Source organism: Paraburkholderia guartelaensis, assembly GCF_004353905.1.
GTDB lineage: Bacteria > Pseudomonadota > Gammaproteobacteria > Burkholderiales > Burkholderiaceae > Paraburkholderia > Paraburkholderia guartelaensis.
Window position 1 is genome coordinate 1 of sequence record NZ_SMOD01000022.1, and the last position, 18,146, is coordinate 18,146.

An 18,146-nucleotide genomic window follows, 5' to 3' on the forward strand; every position below is an offset into this window, starting at 1 on the left:
TGCCGCTCTTGCCGTTGCGCTGGTTGGTCGCGTTCTCGGGCCGCACGGCGCCGGCCGGATAGCCCAGATGGTGTCCAAGTTCGGCGCCCAGCGCCCGCTCGATCAGCGCCTTCTTGAACGCCGCTGAGGCGGCATGCACCGCTTCGGCCGTCATCGGCCCCTTCACGAACTGGTCGATCAGTTCCTTCGGAATGGACGGCAACGCCGTCAGGGCCTCGGGGGACGTCTTGGGTTTGCGTGGCATACATGCTCCTTGAGCTACATGTTATGCCTTACACACAAAATTTATGACAGGCCCTAGGAGTGACGTTCGGACCCGTCAATGTTCGATATGGCGTCCTTGAATATGGACAAAACGCGCCACAAAAAAGTACGGGCCGGTGGAGAACCGGCCCGCGCTGGACTGCCTATTGCAACAACGTACTGCCTACTGCGTTCTGCGTACTGCTACTGCACGGCTGCACCTCTCACTGCGCCAGCCAACTTCAACTACCTTCTGCTCTCTGCGTACTGCAACTTCCTGACTGCAACAACTCACCTACTGCGTACTGCGAACTGCAACTTCTACTGCAACCACTCACTGCGTTTTGCAACTGCACCAACTACAACTTCCACTGCAATTTCTCTGCGTACTACCACTGCAACTTCTACCGCAACCACTCACTGCGTATTGCAACTGCAGCAACTGCAACTTCTACTGCGACTCACTGCTCACTTCTGCTGCAACAACTGACTGCGTACAGCGACAACTCACTACAGGGGGTAGCTTGCCGGAACCGCCCGAAGCGGCTCCGTTCGGTCAGGACTTAGTGGCCGAAGTAAATGCGCTGGTTCGGTGCGACTTGCGCCGGTTGCACCGCTGCACCCGACTGCGACGTACCCACTGCCGGTGCGCCGTAACCGCTGGTGTCGCCGGCGGCGAGCTTTTCCTGGGTCACGCGCGCTTGCGCGGCCTGCAGGTTTTGCGGGTAGTTCACATGGTCAGCCGACGGGTTGTAGCCAGCGTGCTCGAGTTGAACCAGTTCAGCGCGCACTTGAGCGCGGGTCAGGCCCTGTTCGCTCGACTGGGCGAACGAGATTGCCGGGATGGCAAGAGCGGCGGCAACGACAACTGCGGGGATAAGCTTGTTCATGATCGGACCTCCATCTGTTTTATTTCCGCTTCGGAACACCGTGTTCGTCAGCGATTGATTACAGTGTAGGCGTCCGATCACGCTAGGGAAAACCCTAATTCGTCAAAACACCGTTGCGATTTCGGTAATAAAAAAAGGTGAGTCCTGCGGACTCACCTTACGATTCCAACAAAGACCGCAACGACAATGCGGCCTTCTGTCTTGCGACCTTACGACCAGTCGGCGTGGAAACTGCCCGGCTTGTCGTTGCGCTCGAACGTGTGCGCGCCGAAGAAGTCGCGCTGCGCCTGCACGAGGTTGGCGGGCACGCGCTCCGAGCGGTAGCCGTCGAAGTAAGCGATGGCCGACGAGAACGCCGGCACCGGCACGCCCGCGCTTACCGCCTGGATCACCACGTCGCGCAGCGCCGACTGATAGTTGGCCGCGATGTCACGGAAATAGGGATCGAGCAGCAGGTTGTCGAGCTGCGGGTCCTTCGCGTAGGCGTCCGTGATCTTTTGCAGGAAGCGCGCGCGGATGATGCAGCCCGCGCGGAAGATCTTGGCGATCGTGCCGTATTGCAGGTCCCACTTGTACTCGTCGGAAGCCATGCGCAGTTGCGAGAAGCCTTGCGCGTACGAAATCACCTTCGAGAAGTACAGCGCGCGGCGCACCGACTCGATGAACGCCTTGCGGTCGCCCGAGAACGGCTTCGCGTCCGGGCCCGAAAGCACCTTGCTCGCTGCCACGCGCTGCGTCTTGAGCGACGAGAGCACGCGCGCGAACACCGCTTCGGTGATGAGCGGCAGCGGCGCGCCGATATCCAGCGCATTTTGGCTCGTCCACTTGCCGGTGCCCTTTTGTGCGGCGCGGTCGAGGATGACGTCGACGAGATCCTTGCCCGTTTCCTCGTCCTTCTTGCCGAAGATCTTCGAGGTGATCTCGATCAGGTAGCTGTCGAGCTCGCCTTCGTTCCATTCGGTGTAGACCTTGCCCAGTTCTTCGTTCGAGAGGCCGAGCACCTGCTTGAGCACTGCGTAGCTTTCGGCGATCAGCTGCATGTCGCCGTATTCGATGCCGTTGTGCACCATCTTCACGAAATGGCCCGCGCCGTCCGGGCCCATGTAGGCCACGCACGGCTCGCCGTCCGTCGGCGCCTTCGCGGCGATTTCAGTGAGGATCGGTGCAACCAGATCGTAAGCATCGCGCTGGCCGCCCGGCATGATCGACGGGCCCTTGAGCGCGCCTTCCTCGCCGCCCGACACGCCCGTGCCGATGAAGTGCAGGCCCGACTTCGCGAGTTCCTGGTTGCGGCGGATGGTATCGGTGAAGTGCGTGTTGCCGCCGTCGATCAGGATGTCGCCCTTCTCCAGCAGCGGCTTGAGCGCGGCGATGGTGTCGTCGGTCGGCGCGCCGGCCTTCACCATCATCAGAATGCGGCGCGGCTTTTCCAGCGAATCCACGAACTCTTCGAGCGTGTACGCCGGCACGAGCTTGCGATCCGGATACTCAGCGATCAGCTCGTCGGTTCTGGCGCGGCTGCGGTTGAACACCGAGACCGCGTGGCCGCGGCTTTCGATGTTGAGCGCCAGATTGCTACCCATCACGGCCAGACCCACAACGCCGATTGGCTGTTTGCTCATGTTGATTCTCCACTTCATTCATTGACGGCGCCGCAACGGGGCGCCAACCGTGCAAGCATAAGGGAAACGTAGCGGTGCTGCGCGAACGCGCGCATGTGCGCCGGACGTTTGCCGACCTGGCTTACTGTTTTCGGAACACGAGGCTGAAGTTGTTCGCGGGCATCGGCACGCGCGCTTCGCACGCGAAGCCTTGTGCCTGCGCCAGCGCCTCCACTTCCTCCATGTTGCGCACGCCCCACGACGGGTCGCGCGCGCGCAAGTCGGCGTCGAAGGCCTCGTTGCTCGGCGCCGTATGCGCGCCTTCGCGCCGGTACGGCCCGTAGAGCACGAGCGCTCCACCCGTAGCAATGCGCGCGCCCGCGCCTTTCATGAGCGCCTCCGCCGCTTCCCACGGCGCGATGTGAATCATGTTGATGCAGACGATGGCGTCCACCGCGTCGATCGGCCAGGGCTCGCGGCGCACGTCGAGATCGAGCGGCGCGTGCAGGTTGGCGAGACCCGAGTGCTCGCGCCAGGCGTCGATCGAAGCGCGGGCGCGCGCATCCTGGTCGCTCGGCTGCCACACGAGGTCGGGAAACGCGGCCGCGAAGTGGACGGCATGCTGGCCAGTGCCGCTCGCGATTTCGAGCACCGTGCCCCGCGCGGGCAGCGCGCCGCGCAACACCGCCAGGATCGGCGCGGCGTTGCGCTCGGCGGCTGGCGCGGACAGGCGTTGGGCGGCTTGCGGTTCGTTCATCGTCTTGCGGTCTCCCGGCATTCAGTTGGCGTTCATTCAGCCTTCAATCAGTACAGCGAGTTCTTGATGCGCTCGACGAGACCGGCTTCGTAAGTCTCGGCGTCGAACGTCTCGCCATATTGCTCCTCGTTCACGCGGCGCAGCATCTCGCCCGCGCTCGGCAGGTGCGAGCGTTCGACGTGGCGCGACGGGTCCCACAGCTTCGAGCGCACGATGGCCTTGGAGCAATGGAAGTACACGCTTTCCACGTCGATCACGAGCACCGATCGCGGCGGCTTGTCATCCACGGCGAAGCTCGCGACGAGCGCGGGATCGGTGCTCACACGGCCACGCCCGTTCACGCGCAGCATCTCGCCCACGCCCGGCACCATGAACAGCAGCCCCACCTGCGACGAGGCCACTACGTTGCGCAGACTGTCCACGCGATTGTTGCCGGGACGGTCGGGCAGCGCGAGCGTGTGCTCGTCGAGAATGCGCACGAAGCCGGGTGCATCGCCGCGCGGCGAGCAGTCGAGGCCTTCCGGACCGCCCGTGGCGAGCACGACGAACGGCGAGCTTTCGATGAAGCGCCGGTAATCCGCATTGACGTGATCGATTTCCTTGCGCAACGCGCGTTCGTGCGGCGTGCCGTAGTGCGCTTCGAGGTCGGCTAGCGTGGTCAGCATGTCGTCGGTTCCGTGGGGTCGTGGAGTGTCAGGGGACGAGGCGCGCGCCCAGCGCGTCGAGCACGGCGGCGCAGGGGGCTTCGAGTTTGAGGGCGAGGAGCGGGTCGGCGCGCGTCTTGCCCATGTTGATCGCGGCCACGGGTTTGCCGCGCTGCTGGGCCCAGACGCAGAAGCGGTAGCCCGAGTACACCATGAGCGAGGAGCCGACCACGAGGACGGCGTCGGCCTCGTCGAGCGCGTTCGACGCGCTTGCCACGCGCTCGCGCGGCACGTTCTCGCCGAAGAACACCACCGAGGGCTTGAGCATGCCGCCGCACGCGGCGCACGCGGGCACGTGGAAGGCATTGGCGCCGTCGAAGTCGAGATGGGCGTCGCCATCGGCGGCGGGTTCCGCGCTCGCACCCGCAATGGCCGGGTTGCGCGCTTCGAGTTCCGGCTGGATCGAGGCGCGCGAATACTGCGCGCCGCAGTCGAGGCAATGCACGTGCGCGATGCTGCCGTGCAGTTCGATCACGTCGCGGCTGCCCGCGCGCTGATGCAGCCCGTCCACGTTCTGCGTGACGAGCGTGGGCGCGTAGCCCGCCGCACCGAGGCGCGCGAGCGCGCGGTGCGCGCCATTGGGCTGTGCGAGACCCACCGTGGGCCAGCCGATCAGGCTGCGCGCCCAGTAGCGGCGCCGCATGCTCTCTGAACCGAGGAATTCCTGCAGCGTGATGGGGGGCGAGCGCTTCCAGGCGCCGTTCTCATCGCGGTAGCCCGGAATGCCCGAATCCGTGCTGATGCCCGCGCCGGTCAGGACGAACAGGCGCGAATGGCGCTCGACGAACGCCTGCAGCGCGTCGAGGGCGGCGGCGTCGAAGGCGGGAACGTTGGGAACGAGGATGGATTCGGTCATGGCGGCAGGCAGCAATGCAGGTCAGCGCGAGGGCTTGCCGCCCGACGGCGCGGCCGATGGCGAAGCCGGTTTTGCGGCTTGCTTGCGCGCGGCTTTCGCCTGCGCCTGCCGTTCGGCTTCACGCGCCTCCCACGCGGCCAGCGCGGCGCGGTACCGGCCGTACTCCTCGTCGTACAGATCGAAGATGCACGGGTCGCAGCCGCTATGGCAGCAGTCGTCGTTATCGGGGCATACGGGCGGCTGAGGACGCGGATCATCGTCCGGACGCGGGGGCAAAGACATGGGCGCTCGGGCGTCGTAGTGGTTCAGCGGCCAGTATACGGGACGCGGCGGCCGAGCGTGCGGCAGCGCCCGCCCGGCCTATGGGCTTAGCCGCGACCTACGAACGGCATCTTCGTCGCCATGATCGTCATAAACTGCACGTTCGCTTCGAGCGGCAGTTGTGCCATGTGCAGCAGCGCGTCGGCCACGAGTTCCACATCCATCAGCGGCTCGACGGCAATCTCGCCGTTCGCCTGCGGCACGCCGCGCGCCATGCGCTCGGCCATCTCGGTCGCCGCGTTGCCGATGTCGATCTGCCCGCACGCAATGTCGTAGCGCCGGCCATCGAGCGACACGGTTTTCGTCAGGCCCGTGATGGCGTGCTTGGTGGCCGTGTAGGCGGCGCTGAACGGGCGCGGCGCGTGCGCCGAAATCGAGCCGTTGTTGATGATGCGCCCGCCTCGCGGCGTCTGCCGCTTCATGAGCCCGAACGCCGCGCGCGTGCACAGGAACACGCCGGTGAGGTTCGTATCGACCACGGCGCGCCAGTCGTCCACGGAAAGCTCGTCGATGTCCACGGCCGGCGCGTTGCGGCCCGCGTTGTTGAAGAGCAGGTCGAGCCGGCCATAGCGCGTGCGGATCGTCTCGAAGAGCGCCTCGACGGCCGCCGCGTCGGTCACGTCGCAAGGCGCCGCCAGCGCCTCTTCGCCGCGCGCGCGAGCCTCGTTGGCGAGCGCTTCGAGCGGCGCAGCCCGCCGCCCCGCCAGCACGACGGCGAAGCCGTTGGCCAGCAGCCTGCGCGCGCACGCGCGGCCAATGCCGCTGCCCGCGCCCGTCACCAGTGCGATCTTGCGTTGTTCGGTATCACTCATCGTTGCCTCTTTCTTTCGGTTGAGCCTTCAATCGAGCGGCTGGTCGTTGGGATTCGCGAAAAGCGCCTTCATCGGCTCCGACATCGGATAGTCGAGATTCACGCCCGCAGGCGGAATGGGCGACTCGAACCAGCGCCGGTAGAGCGCGAGCCCCTCGTCCGAGCGCTCCATCTTCGCGATGGTGTCGTCGGCAATGCGCTTGAAGGCGGTGTCGCCGCGCCGGAACATGCAGCCATACACTTCCGACCTGGCCGGGCTGCCGACGATCGCAAAAGCGTGCGCGTCGTTCAGGTTACGCGCGCTTTGCGCGACGGGCGCACCCGGCGTTTCGCTCGCCATGTAGCCGGTCGCGAGCGCGGCGTGCAGCAGCGGCTCGTCCATCACGAAGGCAACGGCGCGCCCCGAGCGCACGGCTTCGACGGAGTCGCCGTGAGTCTTCGCGACGATGATGTGCATGTTCATCGCACGCTCCATGTTCCAGCGGCGCAGCAGGCGCTCTTCCGACGTGCCTGCGGTCGTGACCACCGTGCGGCCCGCGAGATCGCCGAAGTCCTTGACCGGCGAGCCGCGCTTCACGAGCATGCGCACGCCGTACTCGAAGATGCTGTCGGAGAACGCCACGTCGTTCTCGCGCTCACGCGTATGCGTCGTGGTGCTGCATTCGAGATCGATCGTGCCGTTCTGCACGAGCGTGATGCGGTTCTGCGGCGTGACGACGAGTTCGCGCACGCGCAGTTCGGGAAGCTTGAGCGTTTCGCGCACGTTATCCACGATGCGCTGGGTGATCTCGTAAGAGTAGCCCGTTGCGTGCTCGCCGCCGGCCATATAGGAAAACGGCACGGTGGCTTCGCGCACGCCGATGACGATCGTCCCGGTGTCGCGAATCTTGCGCAGTGTGGGGCTTTCCAGTTCATCGGCATGCACCGCGCCTGCAGACATGCAGACGCACACGAGCGCAACGTAGCGCATATGGCCGCGCAGCATTCTGGCGATACCCACCGGCTTTGACTCGCGCTTCAACCGTGTCTCCCCTGGATCTCTCGTTCGTTCGCATGAAGCGCACGCTCAGCGGCGCTCCGCTCCTGCGCGCGATTGTACCGGCGGCCCGTCTCGGCTCGCATCATGCGACCTTGGCTTCCGTGTCCGGGCGCTCACGCCGTGCACGTGTCGGCGAGGCAGCCGCGCAGCACCTCCACGAACGCGTGGCCTGCCTGCGAGTCCATGCCGCCTTCGCGCCACATGGCGAACACACCGACCGTGAGCGCCGGTTCGACGCGCCGGATCGCCACCGGCTCGCCCGCCCCGCGCGCGCTGAGTTCGTCGAGCAGCACGCGGCCTATGCCACGCGCCGCGAGTGCGCGCGCCACGTGCCACGTCTGCGCCTCGACGGCCGCGAGCCGGTCATCCACGCCTTCGGCTTCGAGCAGATTGCCGATCGCCTCGCCAAGCGGATCGACGTTGCCGATGCTGATCCATTCGCCATCGACCAGATCGCGCAACGCGAGCGGCGCATGTTCCGGCGTGGGGTCGTCGGGCGGCGCGACGCAGACCACGGCCGTGCGCGCCAGTTCGACCGCGGCAATGCCGGGCCGCGCGGGCGGATTGAGCGCAACGCCCAGATCGAGTTCGCGCGTGAGCAGCGCGTTGAGCAGCTCGGCGGTGTGGCGCGTCTGAATCTTGAGCGACACATCGGGATAGCCCGCGCGAAACGTCTGCACGGCAGCCGGTATCAAGCTCATGCCGAGGCTCGGCAAACAGCCGATGCGCAACAGCCCTTGCGGGCGCAGCGCGAGATTGCGCGCGAGATCGCGAATGCTGTCGAGGTTCGATTGCAGCTTCTGCGTTTCGGCGAACAGCAATTCGGCCTCGCGCGTGGGCTGCAGGCGGCCGTGCGCGCGGCTGAAGAGCTTGAGGCCCGCACTGCGCTCCGCATGCGCGAGCACCTTGCTGACCGCGGGCTGCGAAACGCACAGCAGCTCGGCCGCCTTGGAGAGCGAGCCGGTGCGCATGATCGCGTGAAAGACTTCGATATGACGTAGACGCATGGGGCGCGTGCCGTGCATGCGTACTAGGCTCATGCGCGGCGCGATGAAAGAAAAGCGCAAGGATAGCGCGTTCGGCTGCGCGCTTCGCCTGCAAGTTCGACTCAGGCTTTGCTCATACGCGGAAATCGGCGGCCATGTCGTCGTCGCTGCGCGCGACGATCGCGCCGCTGCGCGCGGCCTTGAGGAACACGTCGTAATCGCGCTCCACCTGGTCGGCATAGCTGAATGCGTAGGCCGTGAGCGCCTCCGCGAACTGGTCGCTGCGGCCAATGTACGAAGAGATTTCAATGGCGGCGCTGCCCGACTTCGCGTGGGCGCGCGCGAGCGCCCAGCCGCACAAACGCGCATAGCCGCAGAGCAGCGTGCTGTCGAGCAACTGGAGATCGACTGAGAGCTTCATGTCGCGCAACTGGCGCACGTAGAAATGACGCCCGTTGGGCCCCGTGGTCCAGCCAAGGAAAATATCGCTCGCCGCCTGCAATAGCCGCTGGCCGCGCACGACGCGCGCGCCTTCGTGCTTGATCGAAGGCGACTTGAAGTACTGCGAAACGACCGAGCGACGCGCCTCTTTCACCTGCAGGAAAAGCGGCTTCTCGTGATGATCGACGAGCAGCATCACGAGGCAGCGCGTGCCCACGCTGCCCACGCCCACCACCTTGAACACCAGGTCCTGAATCGCGAAGTGATCGAGCAGTTCGCGCCGGTCGGGTGAAAGTGTCTTCGCGTAATCCTCGTACATGGGTTCGATCAACGTGCGCCAGTCGCCAAGCGTGAACCAGTCGTCTTCGGGTTCGAACAGCGTGTTGACGCCGTGCACGTGAAAGAGCGCGGGCGGAGCGTCGTGAATCGTCCAGTGGTCGCCATCGCGCTCCGCGAGCTTTTCGAGCAGGTTCTCGTGCGTGCGATTCGCGGCCTTCTCCATGCCGCGCCGGATCAGGCGACGGCCTTCGGGCGTGAGCGCGGTTTCGACCATGCGATCGAAGGTGATTTTGTCGTACCAGAGATCGAGCGCGCCGTACTCCGCGTACTGGCGCAGGCGGTCGCGATAGCTGGTCACGGCCGTCATCACCAGTTCCTCCGCGACGCCGCGCGAGTAGCGCATGTGCCGCGCCGCCACGACGAAGCTCGCCACGAGGCGTTTCACGTCCCACTCCCACGGGCCAGGCGCGACCTCGTCGAAGTCGTTGAGATCGAACACGAGCTGGCGCTCGGGCGTGGCGAAGGCGCCGAAGTTCAGCAGATGCGCATCGCCGCAAATCTCCATCGTCATGCCGGTGTTGGGCACGCCCGCAAGATCGTGCGCCTGGAGGATCGCGCTGCCGCGAAAGAACGTGAAGGGCGAGACGATCATGCGACCATAGCGCAGCTGCACGAGGTTCGGCACGCGGCCTTCGCTGCTCAAGCGCAGCAATGCGAGCGGATCGCGCTTGATGGTGCCGGTTTCCTTGTGGCTCGAACGTTTCGAGCGTTCGCGCGCGGCACGCCCGGCCGCCTCGCGATCAGCAACGGTGCTCCCATTCATGACCTTCTCCGGTTCTTGTACGGTCTCGCGCCAGCGTGGCGATCGGGGAAATGCGGGGATATTCGTCCTGCATGCGCGGCGGCCTTCGGCCCGTGAATGCCTGCCTATTTAAACGTGGGGCCCCGTTTCGTGCAAGCCACGTGGCCGAAACCGGCGCCTGGCTGCGCACCATGCGCGCAGCCCGCAAGCGGCTGGTGTACCGTGCGCGAAAGACGCGACGCCTGCCTTGCACCTTCGCCACCCCGCCGGACATACGCCATGAATGTCAAAGTCTACGCAACGCTCGTCGTCGCCTCGCTCGTGCTGCTGGTCGGCCAGTGGCTCATCGCCGCCGTGCCGGTCTTGCGCAAGTGGACCATCCCGGAGCCGGTGGCGGGCGGCATCGTAGCCGCGCTGATCGTGTTCGGACTCCACAGCTTCGCGCACACGGACGTGGTCTTCGACACCTCGTTGCAGGCGCCGCTCATGCAGGCGTTCTTCGCCACCATCGGCCTCAACGCGAACCTCGCCAACCTGAAGCACGGCGGCCCGGTACTCGTGCGCTTTCTTGCCGTCGTGGTCGCCCTTCTCGTGCTGCAAAACGTGTTGGGCATCGCGCTCGCCATGGCGTTCGGCGTCGATCCGCTGTTCGGGCTGCTGGGCGGCTCGGTCTCGCTCGCGGGCGGGCATGGCACGGGCGCCGCATGGGGCGCGGTGTTCACCGAGCGTCACGGGCTGCAGTCCGCCACCGAAGCGGCCATTGCGTGCGCCACCTTCGGGCTGATCATGGGCGGCATTCTCGGCGGGCCCGTCGCGCAGCACCTCATGAAACGCATCGGCGCGCAGACTGGCGACGCCGCGCCCGGCGCCAGCGACGCGGCAACGCCCGACCCGTATGCATTCGAGGAGCCGAAATCCGAGCAGCCCACCACACCGGGCGCGTTCATCAACACGCTCACGCTCATCGCCATCAGCCTCGCCGCGGGCGACGCGCTCTCCGGGCTGATCGCGGGCACCGCGTTCGAATTGCCGACCTTCGTGTGCGTGCTGTTCGTGGCCGTGCTGCTCGCCAATGGGCTCGCGCTCATCGGGCGGCCCGTGGCCGAGCATGCCGTCGCGCTGATCGGCAACGTGAGCCTCGCGCTCTTTCTCGCCATGGCGCTCATGACGCTGCGCCTGTGGGACCTCGCCGCGCTCGCGCTGCCTGTGTTCACGATCCTCGTCGCGCAAACGCTGCTCATGGTGGTCTACGCGATCTTCGTGACGTTCCGCGTGATGGGCGCGAACTACGACGCCGTCGTGCTTTCGGCGGGCCACTGCGGCTTCGGCCTGGGCGCAACACCCACGGCGATTGCGAACATGCAGGCGGTCACGGCGCGCTTTGGCCATTCCCATCTGGCGTTTCTCGTGGTGCCGATGGTGGCCGCGTTCTTCATCGACATTGCCAACGCCATCACCATCAAGCTCTTTCTCATGCTGCCGGTTTTCCATTGAGCGGCCAGGCGGATCGCGCGAAGCGCGCTAGAATGACGCGATTCACGGCGCGCCGCGCACGGCGCTAACGTTTTTCGAGCGTCATCATGTCCCTCACCGCCTGGCTCTTCTTTCTGCCCGCCTGCTTCGCGCTGAACATGGCGCCGGGGCCGAATAATCTTCTCTCCATCAACGTGGCCGCGCGGCACGGTTTCCTGCGCGCGTTCCTTGGCGGCACGGGCCGGCTCGTTTCGTTCGCCGCGATGATCGCGCTCGCGGCCACGGGTCTTGCCGTGGTGCTGCGCGCTTCGGAGGCAGTCTTCTTCGTCATCAAGCTTGCGGGCGCCGCTTACCTCGTGTGGCTCGCCGTGCAGCTCTGGCGCAGCGACGCCAACCCCATCGGCGAAAGCATGGATGGCGACGCCTCGCTCGCGCGTCTCGCGTGGCGCGAGTGCCTCGTGGCGGCGGGCAACCCCAAGGCGATTCTCGTTTTCACGGCCTTCCTGCCGCAATTCGTCGATGTCGCCAAGCCCATCGCGCCGCAGTTCGGCGTGCTCGGCGCGAGCTTTCTCGTGCTCGAATGCGTGGCCATCGCGCTGTACTCGCTCGCCGGCATGTACCTTGGCCGCTGGCTCACGCGCACCACCGTGCGCCGCTGGTTCAATCGCACCTGCGGCGCATTTCTCGGCCTGATTGGCGTGAGTTTCCTGCTCGTGCGGCGCGCCTGAAGAGCCTCGTCACACCCACTTCATCCATAAGCTTCTCTTGATGATTTTCGCGAGAAACTTTAACTGTCGTTAATCGACAGTGCCCCCTATGCTCAAACCATCGTCCGGGTCGCGGCGAGCGGGCAGCTTTTCCCCAACGCTCACGAAAGGCCCTGCGGACAAGCGGTTTTCAACGTCATTGGGGTTTCAACATGAAGATCTGCATCTTTGGAGCGGGCGCCATTGGAGGCATGATGGGCGTGCAACTCGCGCGCGCAGGCGCCGACGTGAGCTTCGTTGCTCGCGGCCCGCATCTGGCCGCCATGCGCGAGAACGGCGCACGCCTGCTGATGGACGGTGAGGAGTACGTGGCGAAGGTGCGCTGCACGTCCGATCCGCGCGAACTGGGCGTGCAGGACGTCGTCATCATTACGCTCAAGGCGCATTCGGTGGCGGGCGTGATCGACGCGATGCAGCCGCTCCTCGGCAAGCACACGGCCATCGTCACGGGCACCAACGGCATTCCCTACTGGTACTTCTACCAGCATGGCGGCAAGTTCGCGGGCACGCGGCTCGAAAGCATCGACCCGGACGGCGCGCAATGGAACCGTCTCACGCCCGAGCGCGCGATTGGCTGCGTGCTCTATCCGGCCGCCGAAATCGACGCGCCTGGCGTGATCCGCCACGTGTACGGCAAGAAGTTTCCGATTGGCGAGCCTTCGGGCGAGCGCACGCCGCGCATCGTCCAGCTTCATGAAGCCATGCAGGCCGCCGGGTTCGATGCGCCGATCCGCGAGAACATCCGCGACGAAATCTGGCTCAAGCTGTGGGGCAATCTCTGCTTCAACCCGATCAGCGCACTGACGCACGCCACGCTCGACGTCATCACCAGCGACCCCGCCACGCGCGCCGTGGCGCGCACGATGATGCTCGAGGGCAAGCGCATTGCCGAGCAGTTCGGCGTGAACTTCCGCGTGGACGTGGAGCGTCGCATCGACGGCGCGGGCGCGGTGGGCGCGCACAAGACCTCGATGCTCGTCGACCTCGAGACCGGCCGGCCGATGGAAATCGATCCGCTGATCACCGTCGTGCAGGAAATGGGCAGGCTGGTGGGCGAGCCGACGCCGGCCATCGACACCGTCCTCGCACTGGTCAAGCAGCGTGAGCGGATGGCGATGCAGCCGGCGTAACGTCAGTCATCGCGACGAGGCGGCGTGTGCGCCGCCTTTTTTCCGCGCTGGTTCTGGTGCTGGAAAAACAAAACGGATCGCTTCGAGCGATCCGTTTTGTTTTGCAGAAGAAGTAACGCGCGCTACTCGATGCGGGCGTGGGTGCGGGTCACCTGGAGCGGCGGCGGCGTATCGGCGCCGCGCAACGCGACGCGCATCGGCGTGCCGTTCGAGCCGCGCATCGGCGAGCCGTCGATGGCCGTTTGCGGCAGTGTTTCGCTATCCGGCGATGAAGCCTCCGCGTCCGAATCCTCCGCGACCGCCCCGTCCGCGACTGTCCCGTCCGGCATGAACTGCGACCACGCCGCCTGAGCACAAGGCCGCAGCGAACGATGCCGACGCCGCACGAGCATCGTCGTCACGTTGACGACGGGATGCAGCAAGCGCGTGACGAGCGGCCCCGCGGGCGCGGGCCAGTGACACGTTGCGAGCGCAACGTCTCCCGCGCGATGCGCATGGCCCCCACGCGCGCCGTCCACGCACACCGGCAACACGCCGATGCCCATGCCGAGCTGCGCCATGCGCGCCACGCCCGCCACGTGCGCGAACTCCTGCAGCGGCCTCCCCTCAGGCCGCAGACCGTCCAGCGCACGCATCACCGCGCCGCGGCAGCCCGCGTCACGATTGAGCGTGACGAGCGGTTCGCGCGCGAGATCGTCCCATCGCAGCGCCCCCTGTAGCGCAAGCGGATGGTGAGCGGGCAACAGCGCGCAAAGCGGCGTGGCCGAGAGCGGCTGCACATCGAGATTGCCGCTCGCGAACGGCACGCTTTCTGCGATCACGCCGAAGTCGGCCTCGCCCTGCTCGACCGCCTGCAGCACGGCCGCCTGCGGCAAGTCCTGCAGCTGCAGCGTGAGCGAGGGAAAAGCGGCTGCGCAGCGCGCGAGCGCGGCGGGCACCCACGTCGACGAGAGCACCGGGTTGCTCGCCACGAGCACCACGCCGCTATGCGCCTGATGCGCGTCGCGGCCCTCGTTGAGCGCCATCTCGATCTCGTCGAGCAAGCGGCCGATGCGCCGCTCGAAGCCGCTGCCTGCGAGCGTGAGCTCGACCTGGCGCGTGGTGCGGTCGAAGAGCTTGAGTTCGATCGCTTCTTCCAGTTCGCGCACGCAGCGGCTCACCGCCGACTGCGTGAGCCCGAACTCGCGTGCGGCGCGCGTGAAGCTGCGCGCCCGCGCCACCGCGACGAACACCTTGAGCTGCTGGAGCGATACGTTCATCGACATGGCGGGCCCGCGCGCCTCATTCGCCGCTTTGGTTGGACCAGTGCGACATCCCTGCGCCCGTATTGGTGGCCAGCGTGACGTTAGGCTCATTGCCCGCTTCGTTGCTGGCTTCGCTGCTCTGCTCGATCAGACGCTTGCGCATCGGCGCGAGGAAGAACTTGGCGCTCACGCCCGCCGCGATCGTGATAACCGCAGCCGCGATGAACACCGCGCTCCAGCCGCCCGTGGCCGACAGCACCGAGGCCACCGGCACGAGCAGCGCCGCCGTGCCCTTGGCGGTGTACAGCGTGCCGGCGTTGGATGCGGCGTACTTGCTGCCGAACGTGTCGGCGCAGATGGCCGGGAAAATCGAGAAGATTTCGCCCCAGAACAGGAAGATGAGCGCGGCGAAGGTCATGAACGCATACGGGTTCGTGCCGAACTGCATCATGCCGAGCAGCGCGAGCCCTTCACCCACGAAGATCAGGAACATCGCGTTCTCACGGCCGATCTTGTCGGAGATGAAGCCGCACAGCGGACGCGTAAAGCCGTTGCAGATGTTGTCGATCGAGAGCGTGAGCGTGAGGAGCGGCAGCGTCATGCCGAATACGGTCATCGGAATGCGGGCGAGGCCCCAGTCCTTGGCGATCGGGCCGATCTGCGCCGTTGCCATCAGGCCGCCGGCGGCCACCGCGACGAAGCAGATGTAGATCACCCAGAATACCGGCTGCTTGACCATCTGGCCCGGCGTGTAGTCGACGCGCGAGACGAGACGGCGGCCTGCCACGGCGACGGGGCGCGTTACGGGCTTCACGAGCAGGAACGAGAGCACGAGAATCGACACGCCCTGGAGCACGCCGAAGAAGAAGAACGTGTGCTCGTAGCCGGAGCGCGTGATCATGTTCGCAATCGGAATCACCGTCACGGCGGCGCCGGCGCCGAAGCCCGCGGCCGTGAGGCCAGCGGCGAGGCCGCGGCGGTCCGGGAACCACTTGAGCGCGTTACCCACGCAGGTGCCGTACACGCCGCCCGCGCCGATGCCCGCGATCACGGCCGAAACGTAGAGCATCGGCAGCGTCGTGACGTAGGAGTTGATCACCCAGGCAAGGCCTGCGCAAACCGCGCCGCCCGCCACGACCGGACGCGGGCCGAACTTGTCGACGAGCCAGCCTTCCACCGGCACGAGCCAGGTTTCGGTCAGAATGAAAATCGAGAACGCCAGTTGAATCTCCGCCTGGCCCCAGTGGTGGCGCGAATTCATCGGTGCGACGAACAGCGTCCATGCGTATTGCAAATTGGCAACGAGCGCCATGCATAGCATGCCCACCACCAGTTGAAACCAGCGGTTCGTCCAGAACGGACCGCTCTCGCTCCTCTGACCGATTGCATTCATATCGCTTGTCTCCGCTATCTATTCATTGCAGCCTGCATGATTACGGGTCTGCATAAATCGAGGCTTATGGTTTTAGCTTTTCACTTCGCTACGCTGTCTTTTTTATTCGCCGGGCGAATCCAAAACCGAATAAAAATTCGTCAATCCTCATTCACCCTGGCATTACGTCAGACCCCTGAAAACATCGTGAAACAAGGGCTTTTCTACGCGTTGTCCCTTATGAAATCGTATTTCCGAGCGTTAACCCGAACATAGATTCGGGCGCTTTGCGCGGCATTCGGACTCCTTTCAACTTATGCTAGGGTGATTGCTGAATTACTCACAATTAAAGTTTGTTATTATGTGGATTCAGTATCCTTTATGGTTCGGCCATGACGATGCGAAACGCCACGCTGCGCCAGCTCAAGGTCTTCGAGACCGTGGCGCGCCACCTCAGTTTTTCGCGTGCTGCGGAGGAGCTGCATCTCACCCAGCCGGCTGTTTCCACGCAGGTTCGGCAGCTCGAAGATCACGCAGGCCTGCCGCTCTTCGAGCAGCTCGGCAAGAAGATCTATCTCACGCCCGCGGGCACGGAGATGCTGCACTACAGCCGCGCGATCATGCAGCAGTTCCACGAAGTGGACGAGGCGATGAGCCAGCTAAAGGGCGTCTCGGGCGGCAAGCTCAACGTCGCCGTCATTAGCGCGGGCGACTACTTCTTTCCGCGCCTGCTGGCCGAGTTCACGCGCCGCTACAAGGGCGTCGCGCTCAATCTCTCCGTGCACAACCGCGAGCAGCTGCTCCAGCAGCTCGCCACCAACCAGACCGATCTCGCCGTGATGGTGCGTCCGCCTCACGCGACCGACGCCATCAACGAGCCGTTTGCGCCCCACCCGTACGTGATCGTTGCGGCGCCCACGCATCCGCTCGCCAACAAGCGCGCCATCAAACTCAGCACGCTCGCCAACGAGGCGTTCATCGTGCGCGAGCGCGGTTCTGACACATGGAACTCGATGGAAGAAGGCTTCGCCGGAAAGATCACGAACCTCAAGATCGCCATGGAGATCCAGAGCACCGAGACGATCAAGCAGGCCGTGATCGCGGGCATGGGCATCGCCTTTCTTTCGGCGCACACCATCAGCCTCGAACTGCAGGTCGGTCACCTCACCGTGCTCGACGTCGAAGGCTTCCCGGTCATGCTCAACTGGTACGTCGTGCACCGGAAAAACAAGCGCCTGCCGCCTGTTGCGCTCGCATTCAAGCGCTTCCTCATGGAGGAAGGCGCCGCACTCATCGAGAACATTACGAAAGTGTCAGAAGCGAGTTTGCATAAGTAAGGTTTGATGGTTTTACCGAAAACCATCAGACATGACTAATCATTCGCGTCGTATTGCGCGTTCTGTTCTTTTCCCCTGTCCCGCAGATGGTCGATACGACGTCAGTGCGGCCCTTGCCGCTGGCGCAGCGCGCCGCCCCGGCTGCGCCGCCGCCTTGGCAAGTCCTGCGATGCGTGATGACCCGCGCGCCCCGCGCCGCCATGTGGCGTGTCGCTCGCGGCTAGCCAGGCGGGCTCGAACGCGCCGCTGCCGCAGGCCGCGACCAGCAGTTCGTCCGGCACACCCGCAAAACTTGCATTGAATGTCGCGCTAAAGGGCTCGCGTGACGGTGGCGCCTCGACCGCGCCCGTACGTGCGAGCCGCGGTCGCCGAGCGCCGCTCATGAGCCGCGCGCCCAGCGCCGCGCACAGCACGCTTGCCGCGACCAGCACGGAGAGTTCGAAATCGGGCGAAGCGCGCGCGCTCAGGAATCCATAGCCGAGCGCCGCGCCTAGCAGCAGCGCGATGAGATGCATCACGCGGTCGCCGCGGCCGAACGGCACGCGCCTGCGCACCGCGCCGCGCGCTTGCGCGCCACGGCTGAACAGACTCAGCGCGCCGCCGATCAGCAGTGCACCGGTGGCCGCCGCGACGAACAGCGCCACACGTTCACCAGCGCCACGCTCAGGCTGCAACAGGAAGCCAACGAAGGCGCCGATCAAGACACTCGCGCCCGACACGCCCCCCAGCAGCGCCGCCGTCCGCGCGCGCCGCGTGAGGTCACGCCGGCCCGCAAGGCACAAACCGGCCAGTACGCCGGCTTCGACAGCCACCGTCGCGTCGGCCGCATGCATCCAGCCGGCAGCGATCACGCCGGGCGGCACGGTCAGTAGCAATGCGAACGAAATGGCGAAGGCGAGCCGATGCTTGTGCGGCGCATCAGCACGCCTCGCGCAGCGCGGCGCGGCGCGAAAACGCCGCGCACGCACCGGCGCGAGCGCCGCCAATTGTGCAAATGCACAGCCGAGCCATGCGAATAGCGCGCCCGCGCCCAGCCACGCCAGGTCGCCAGCCAGTTGCTCCGGCATCTCTCCTCCTCGCGCGGCATTGCTGC

17 protein-coding genes and 1 pseudogene are annotated in these 18,146 nt (G+C 65.6%); 4 read left to right on the forward strand and 14 right to left on the reverse strand.

What is annotated here, in order from left to right:
• From E1N52_RS25775 to E1N52_RS25825, 11 genes and pseudogenes are all read right to left on the reverse strand, one after another.
• A pseudogene (locus E1N52_RS25775) lies at positions 1-244 on the reverse strand (IS256 family transposase); the annotation flags it as partial.
• A gap of 562 nt (positions 245-806) precedes the next feature.
• Positions 807-1,133, reverse strand: a complete 327-nt coding sequence (locus tag E1N52_RS25780) for a DUF4148 domain-containing protein (RefSeq protein WP_133185653.1) — start codon at positions 1,131-1,133, stop codon at positions 807-809.
• 209 nt (positions 1,134-1,342) lie between these two features.
• The gene (gene gndA, locus E1N52_RS25785) at positions 1,343-2,755 is read right to left on the reverse strand and encodes an NADP-dependent phosphogluconate dehydrogenase (protein WP_133185654.1); all 1,413 of its coding nucleotides are present in this window, start codon (positions 2,753-2,755) and stop codon (positions 1,343-1,345) included.
• A 121-nt stretch (positions 2,756-2,876) separates the two neighbouring features.
• Entirely contained in the window at positions 2,877-3,491 is a 615-nt protein-coding gene (locus E1N52_RS25790; protein WP_133185655.1) for a DUF938 domain-containing protein, read from the reverse strand.
• 47 nt (positions 3,492-3,538) lie between these two features.
• Complete coding sequence (locus tag E1N52_RS25795) at positions 3,539-4,156, reverse strand: pyridoxamine 5'-phosphate oxidase family protein (protein WP_133185656.1); 618 nt, start codon at positions 4,154-4,156, stop codon at positions 3,539-3,541.
• 28 nt (positions 4,157-4,184) lie between these two features.
• On the reverse strand, positions 4,185-5,051 hold the full coding sequence (locus tag E1N52_RS25800) for an NAD-dependent protein deacetylase (protein ID WP_133185657.1): 867 nt from the start codon (positions 5,049-5,051) through the stop codon (positions 4,185-4,187).
• Between the two features lie 21 nt (positions 5,052-5,072).
• Positions 5,073-5,333 carry an oxidoreductase-like domain-containing protein gene (locus E1N52_RS25805; RefSeq protein WP_133185658.1) on the reverse strand — a complete coding sequence of 87 codons (261 nt, stop codon included), beginning with the start codon at positions 5,331-5,333 and terminating at the stop codon, positions 5,073-5,075.
• 86 nt (positions 5,334-5,419) lie between these two features.
• Positions 5,420-6,184, reverse strand: a complete 765-nt coding sequence (locus tag E1N52_RS25810; protein ID WP_133185659.1) for an SDR family oxidoreductase — start codon at positions 6,182-6,184, stop codon at positions 5,420-5,422.
• Between the two features lie 27 nt (positions 6,185-6,211).
• Positions 6,212-7,168, reverse strand: a complete 957-nt coding sequence (locus tag E1N52_RS25815; RefSeq protein WP_133185767.1) for a transporter substrate-binding domain-containing protein — start codon at positions 7,166-7,168, stop codon at positions 6,212-6,214.
• Positions 7,169-7,335: 167 nt separating this feature from the next.
• A complete protein-coding gene (locus E1N52_RS25820; RefSeq protein ID WP_133185768.1) occupies positions 7,336-8,229 on the reverse strand; it encodes a LysR family transcriptional regulator in 894 nt (297 codons plus the stop codon).
• Positions 8,230-8,341: 112 nt separating this feature from the next.
• Positions 8,342-9,751: a DUF2252 domain-containing protein gene (locus E1N52_RS25825; protein WP_133185660.1), complete on the reverse strand. Its 1,410-nt coding sequence runs from the start codon at positions 9,749-9,751 to the stop codon at positions 8,342-8,344.
• 258 nt (positions 9,752-10,009) lie between these two features.
• Here E1N52_RS25825 and gltS point away from each other — a divergent pair, with 258 nt between their 5' ends.
• The 3 genes from gltS (at position 10,010) to E1N52_RS25840 (ending at position 13,100) form a co-directional block, all read left to right on the forward strand.
• Positions 10,010-11,224, forward strand: coding sequence for a sodium/glutamate symporter (gene gltS, locus E1N52_RS25830; protein WP_133185661.1), 1,215 nt, complete (start codon positions 10,010-10,012; stop codon positions 11,222-11,224).
• A gap of 86 nt (positions 11,225-11,310) precedes the next feature.
• On the forward strand, positions 11,311-11,931 hold the full coding sequence (locus tag E1N52_RS25835) for a LysE family translocator (protein WP_133185662.1): 621 nt from the start codon (positions 11,311-11,313) through the stop codon (positions 11,929-11,931).
• A gap of 191 nt (positions 11,932-12,122) precedes the next feature.
• Positions 12,123-13,100 carry a 2-dehydropantoate 2-reductase gene (locus E1N52_RS25840; RefSeq protein ID WP_133185663.1) on the forward strand — a complete coding sequence of 326 codons (978 nt, stop codon included), beginning with the start codon at positions 12,123-12,125 and terminating at the stop codon, positions 13,098-13,100.
• 122 nt (positions 13,101-13,222) lie between these two features.
• Here the strand turns inward: E1N52_RS25840 and E1N52_RS25845 are convergent, their stop codons facing one another.
• A complete protein-coding gene (locus E1N52_RS25845) occupies positions 13,223-14,365 on the reverse strand; it encodes a LysR family transcriptional regulator (RefSeq protein WP_425468132.1) in 1,143 nt (380 codons plus the stop codon).
• Between the two features lie 16 nt (positions 14,366-14,381).
• Positions 14,382-15,737 (reverse strand): oxalate/formate MFS antiporter, encoded by a 1,356-nt coding sequence (oxlT, locus tag E1N52_RS25850; RefSeq protein ID WP_133185664.1) that lies wholly within the window; start codon positions 15,735-15,737, stop codon positions 14,382-14,384.
• Positions 15,738-16,108: 371 nt separating this feature from the next.
• Between oxlT and E1N52_RS25855 the strand changes: the two genes are divergently transcribed.
• A complete protein-coding gene (locus E1N52_RS25855; protein ID WP_110383445.1) occupies positions 16,109-17,053 on the forward strand; it encodes a LysR family transcriptional regulator in 945 nt (314 codons plus the stop codon).
• A 101-nt stretch (positions 17,054-17,154) separates the two neighbouring features.
• Here the strand turns inward: E1N52_RS25855 and E1N52_RS25860 are convergent, their stop codons facing one another.
• The gene (locus E1N52_RS25860; RefSeq protein WP_133185665.1) at positions 17,155-18,120 is read right to left on the reverse strand and encodes a hypothetical protein; all 966 of its coding nucleotides are present in this window, start codon (positions 18,118-18,120) and stop codon (positions 17,155-17,157) included.
• Positions 18,121-18,146: the final 26 nt, after the last annotated feature.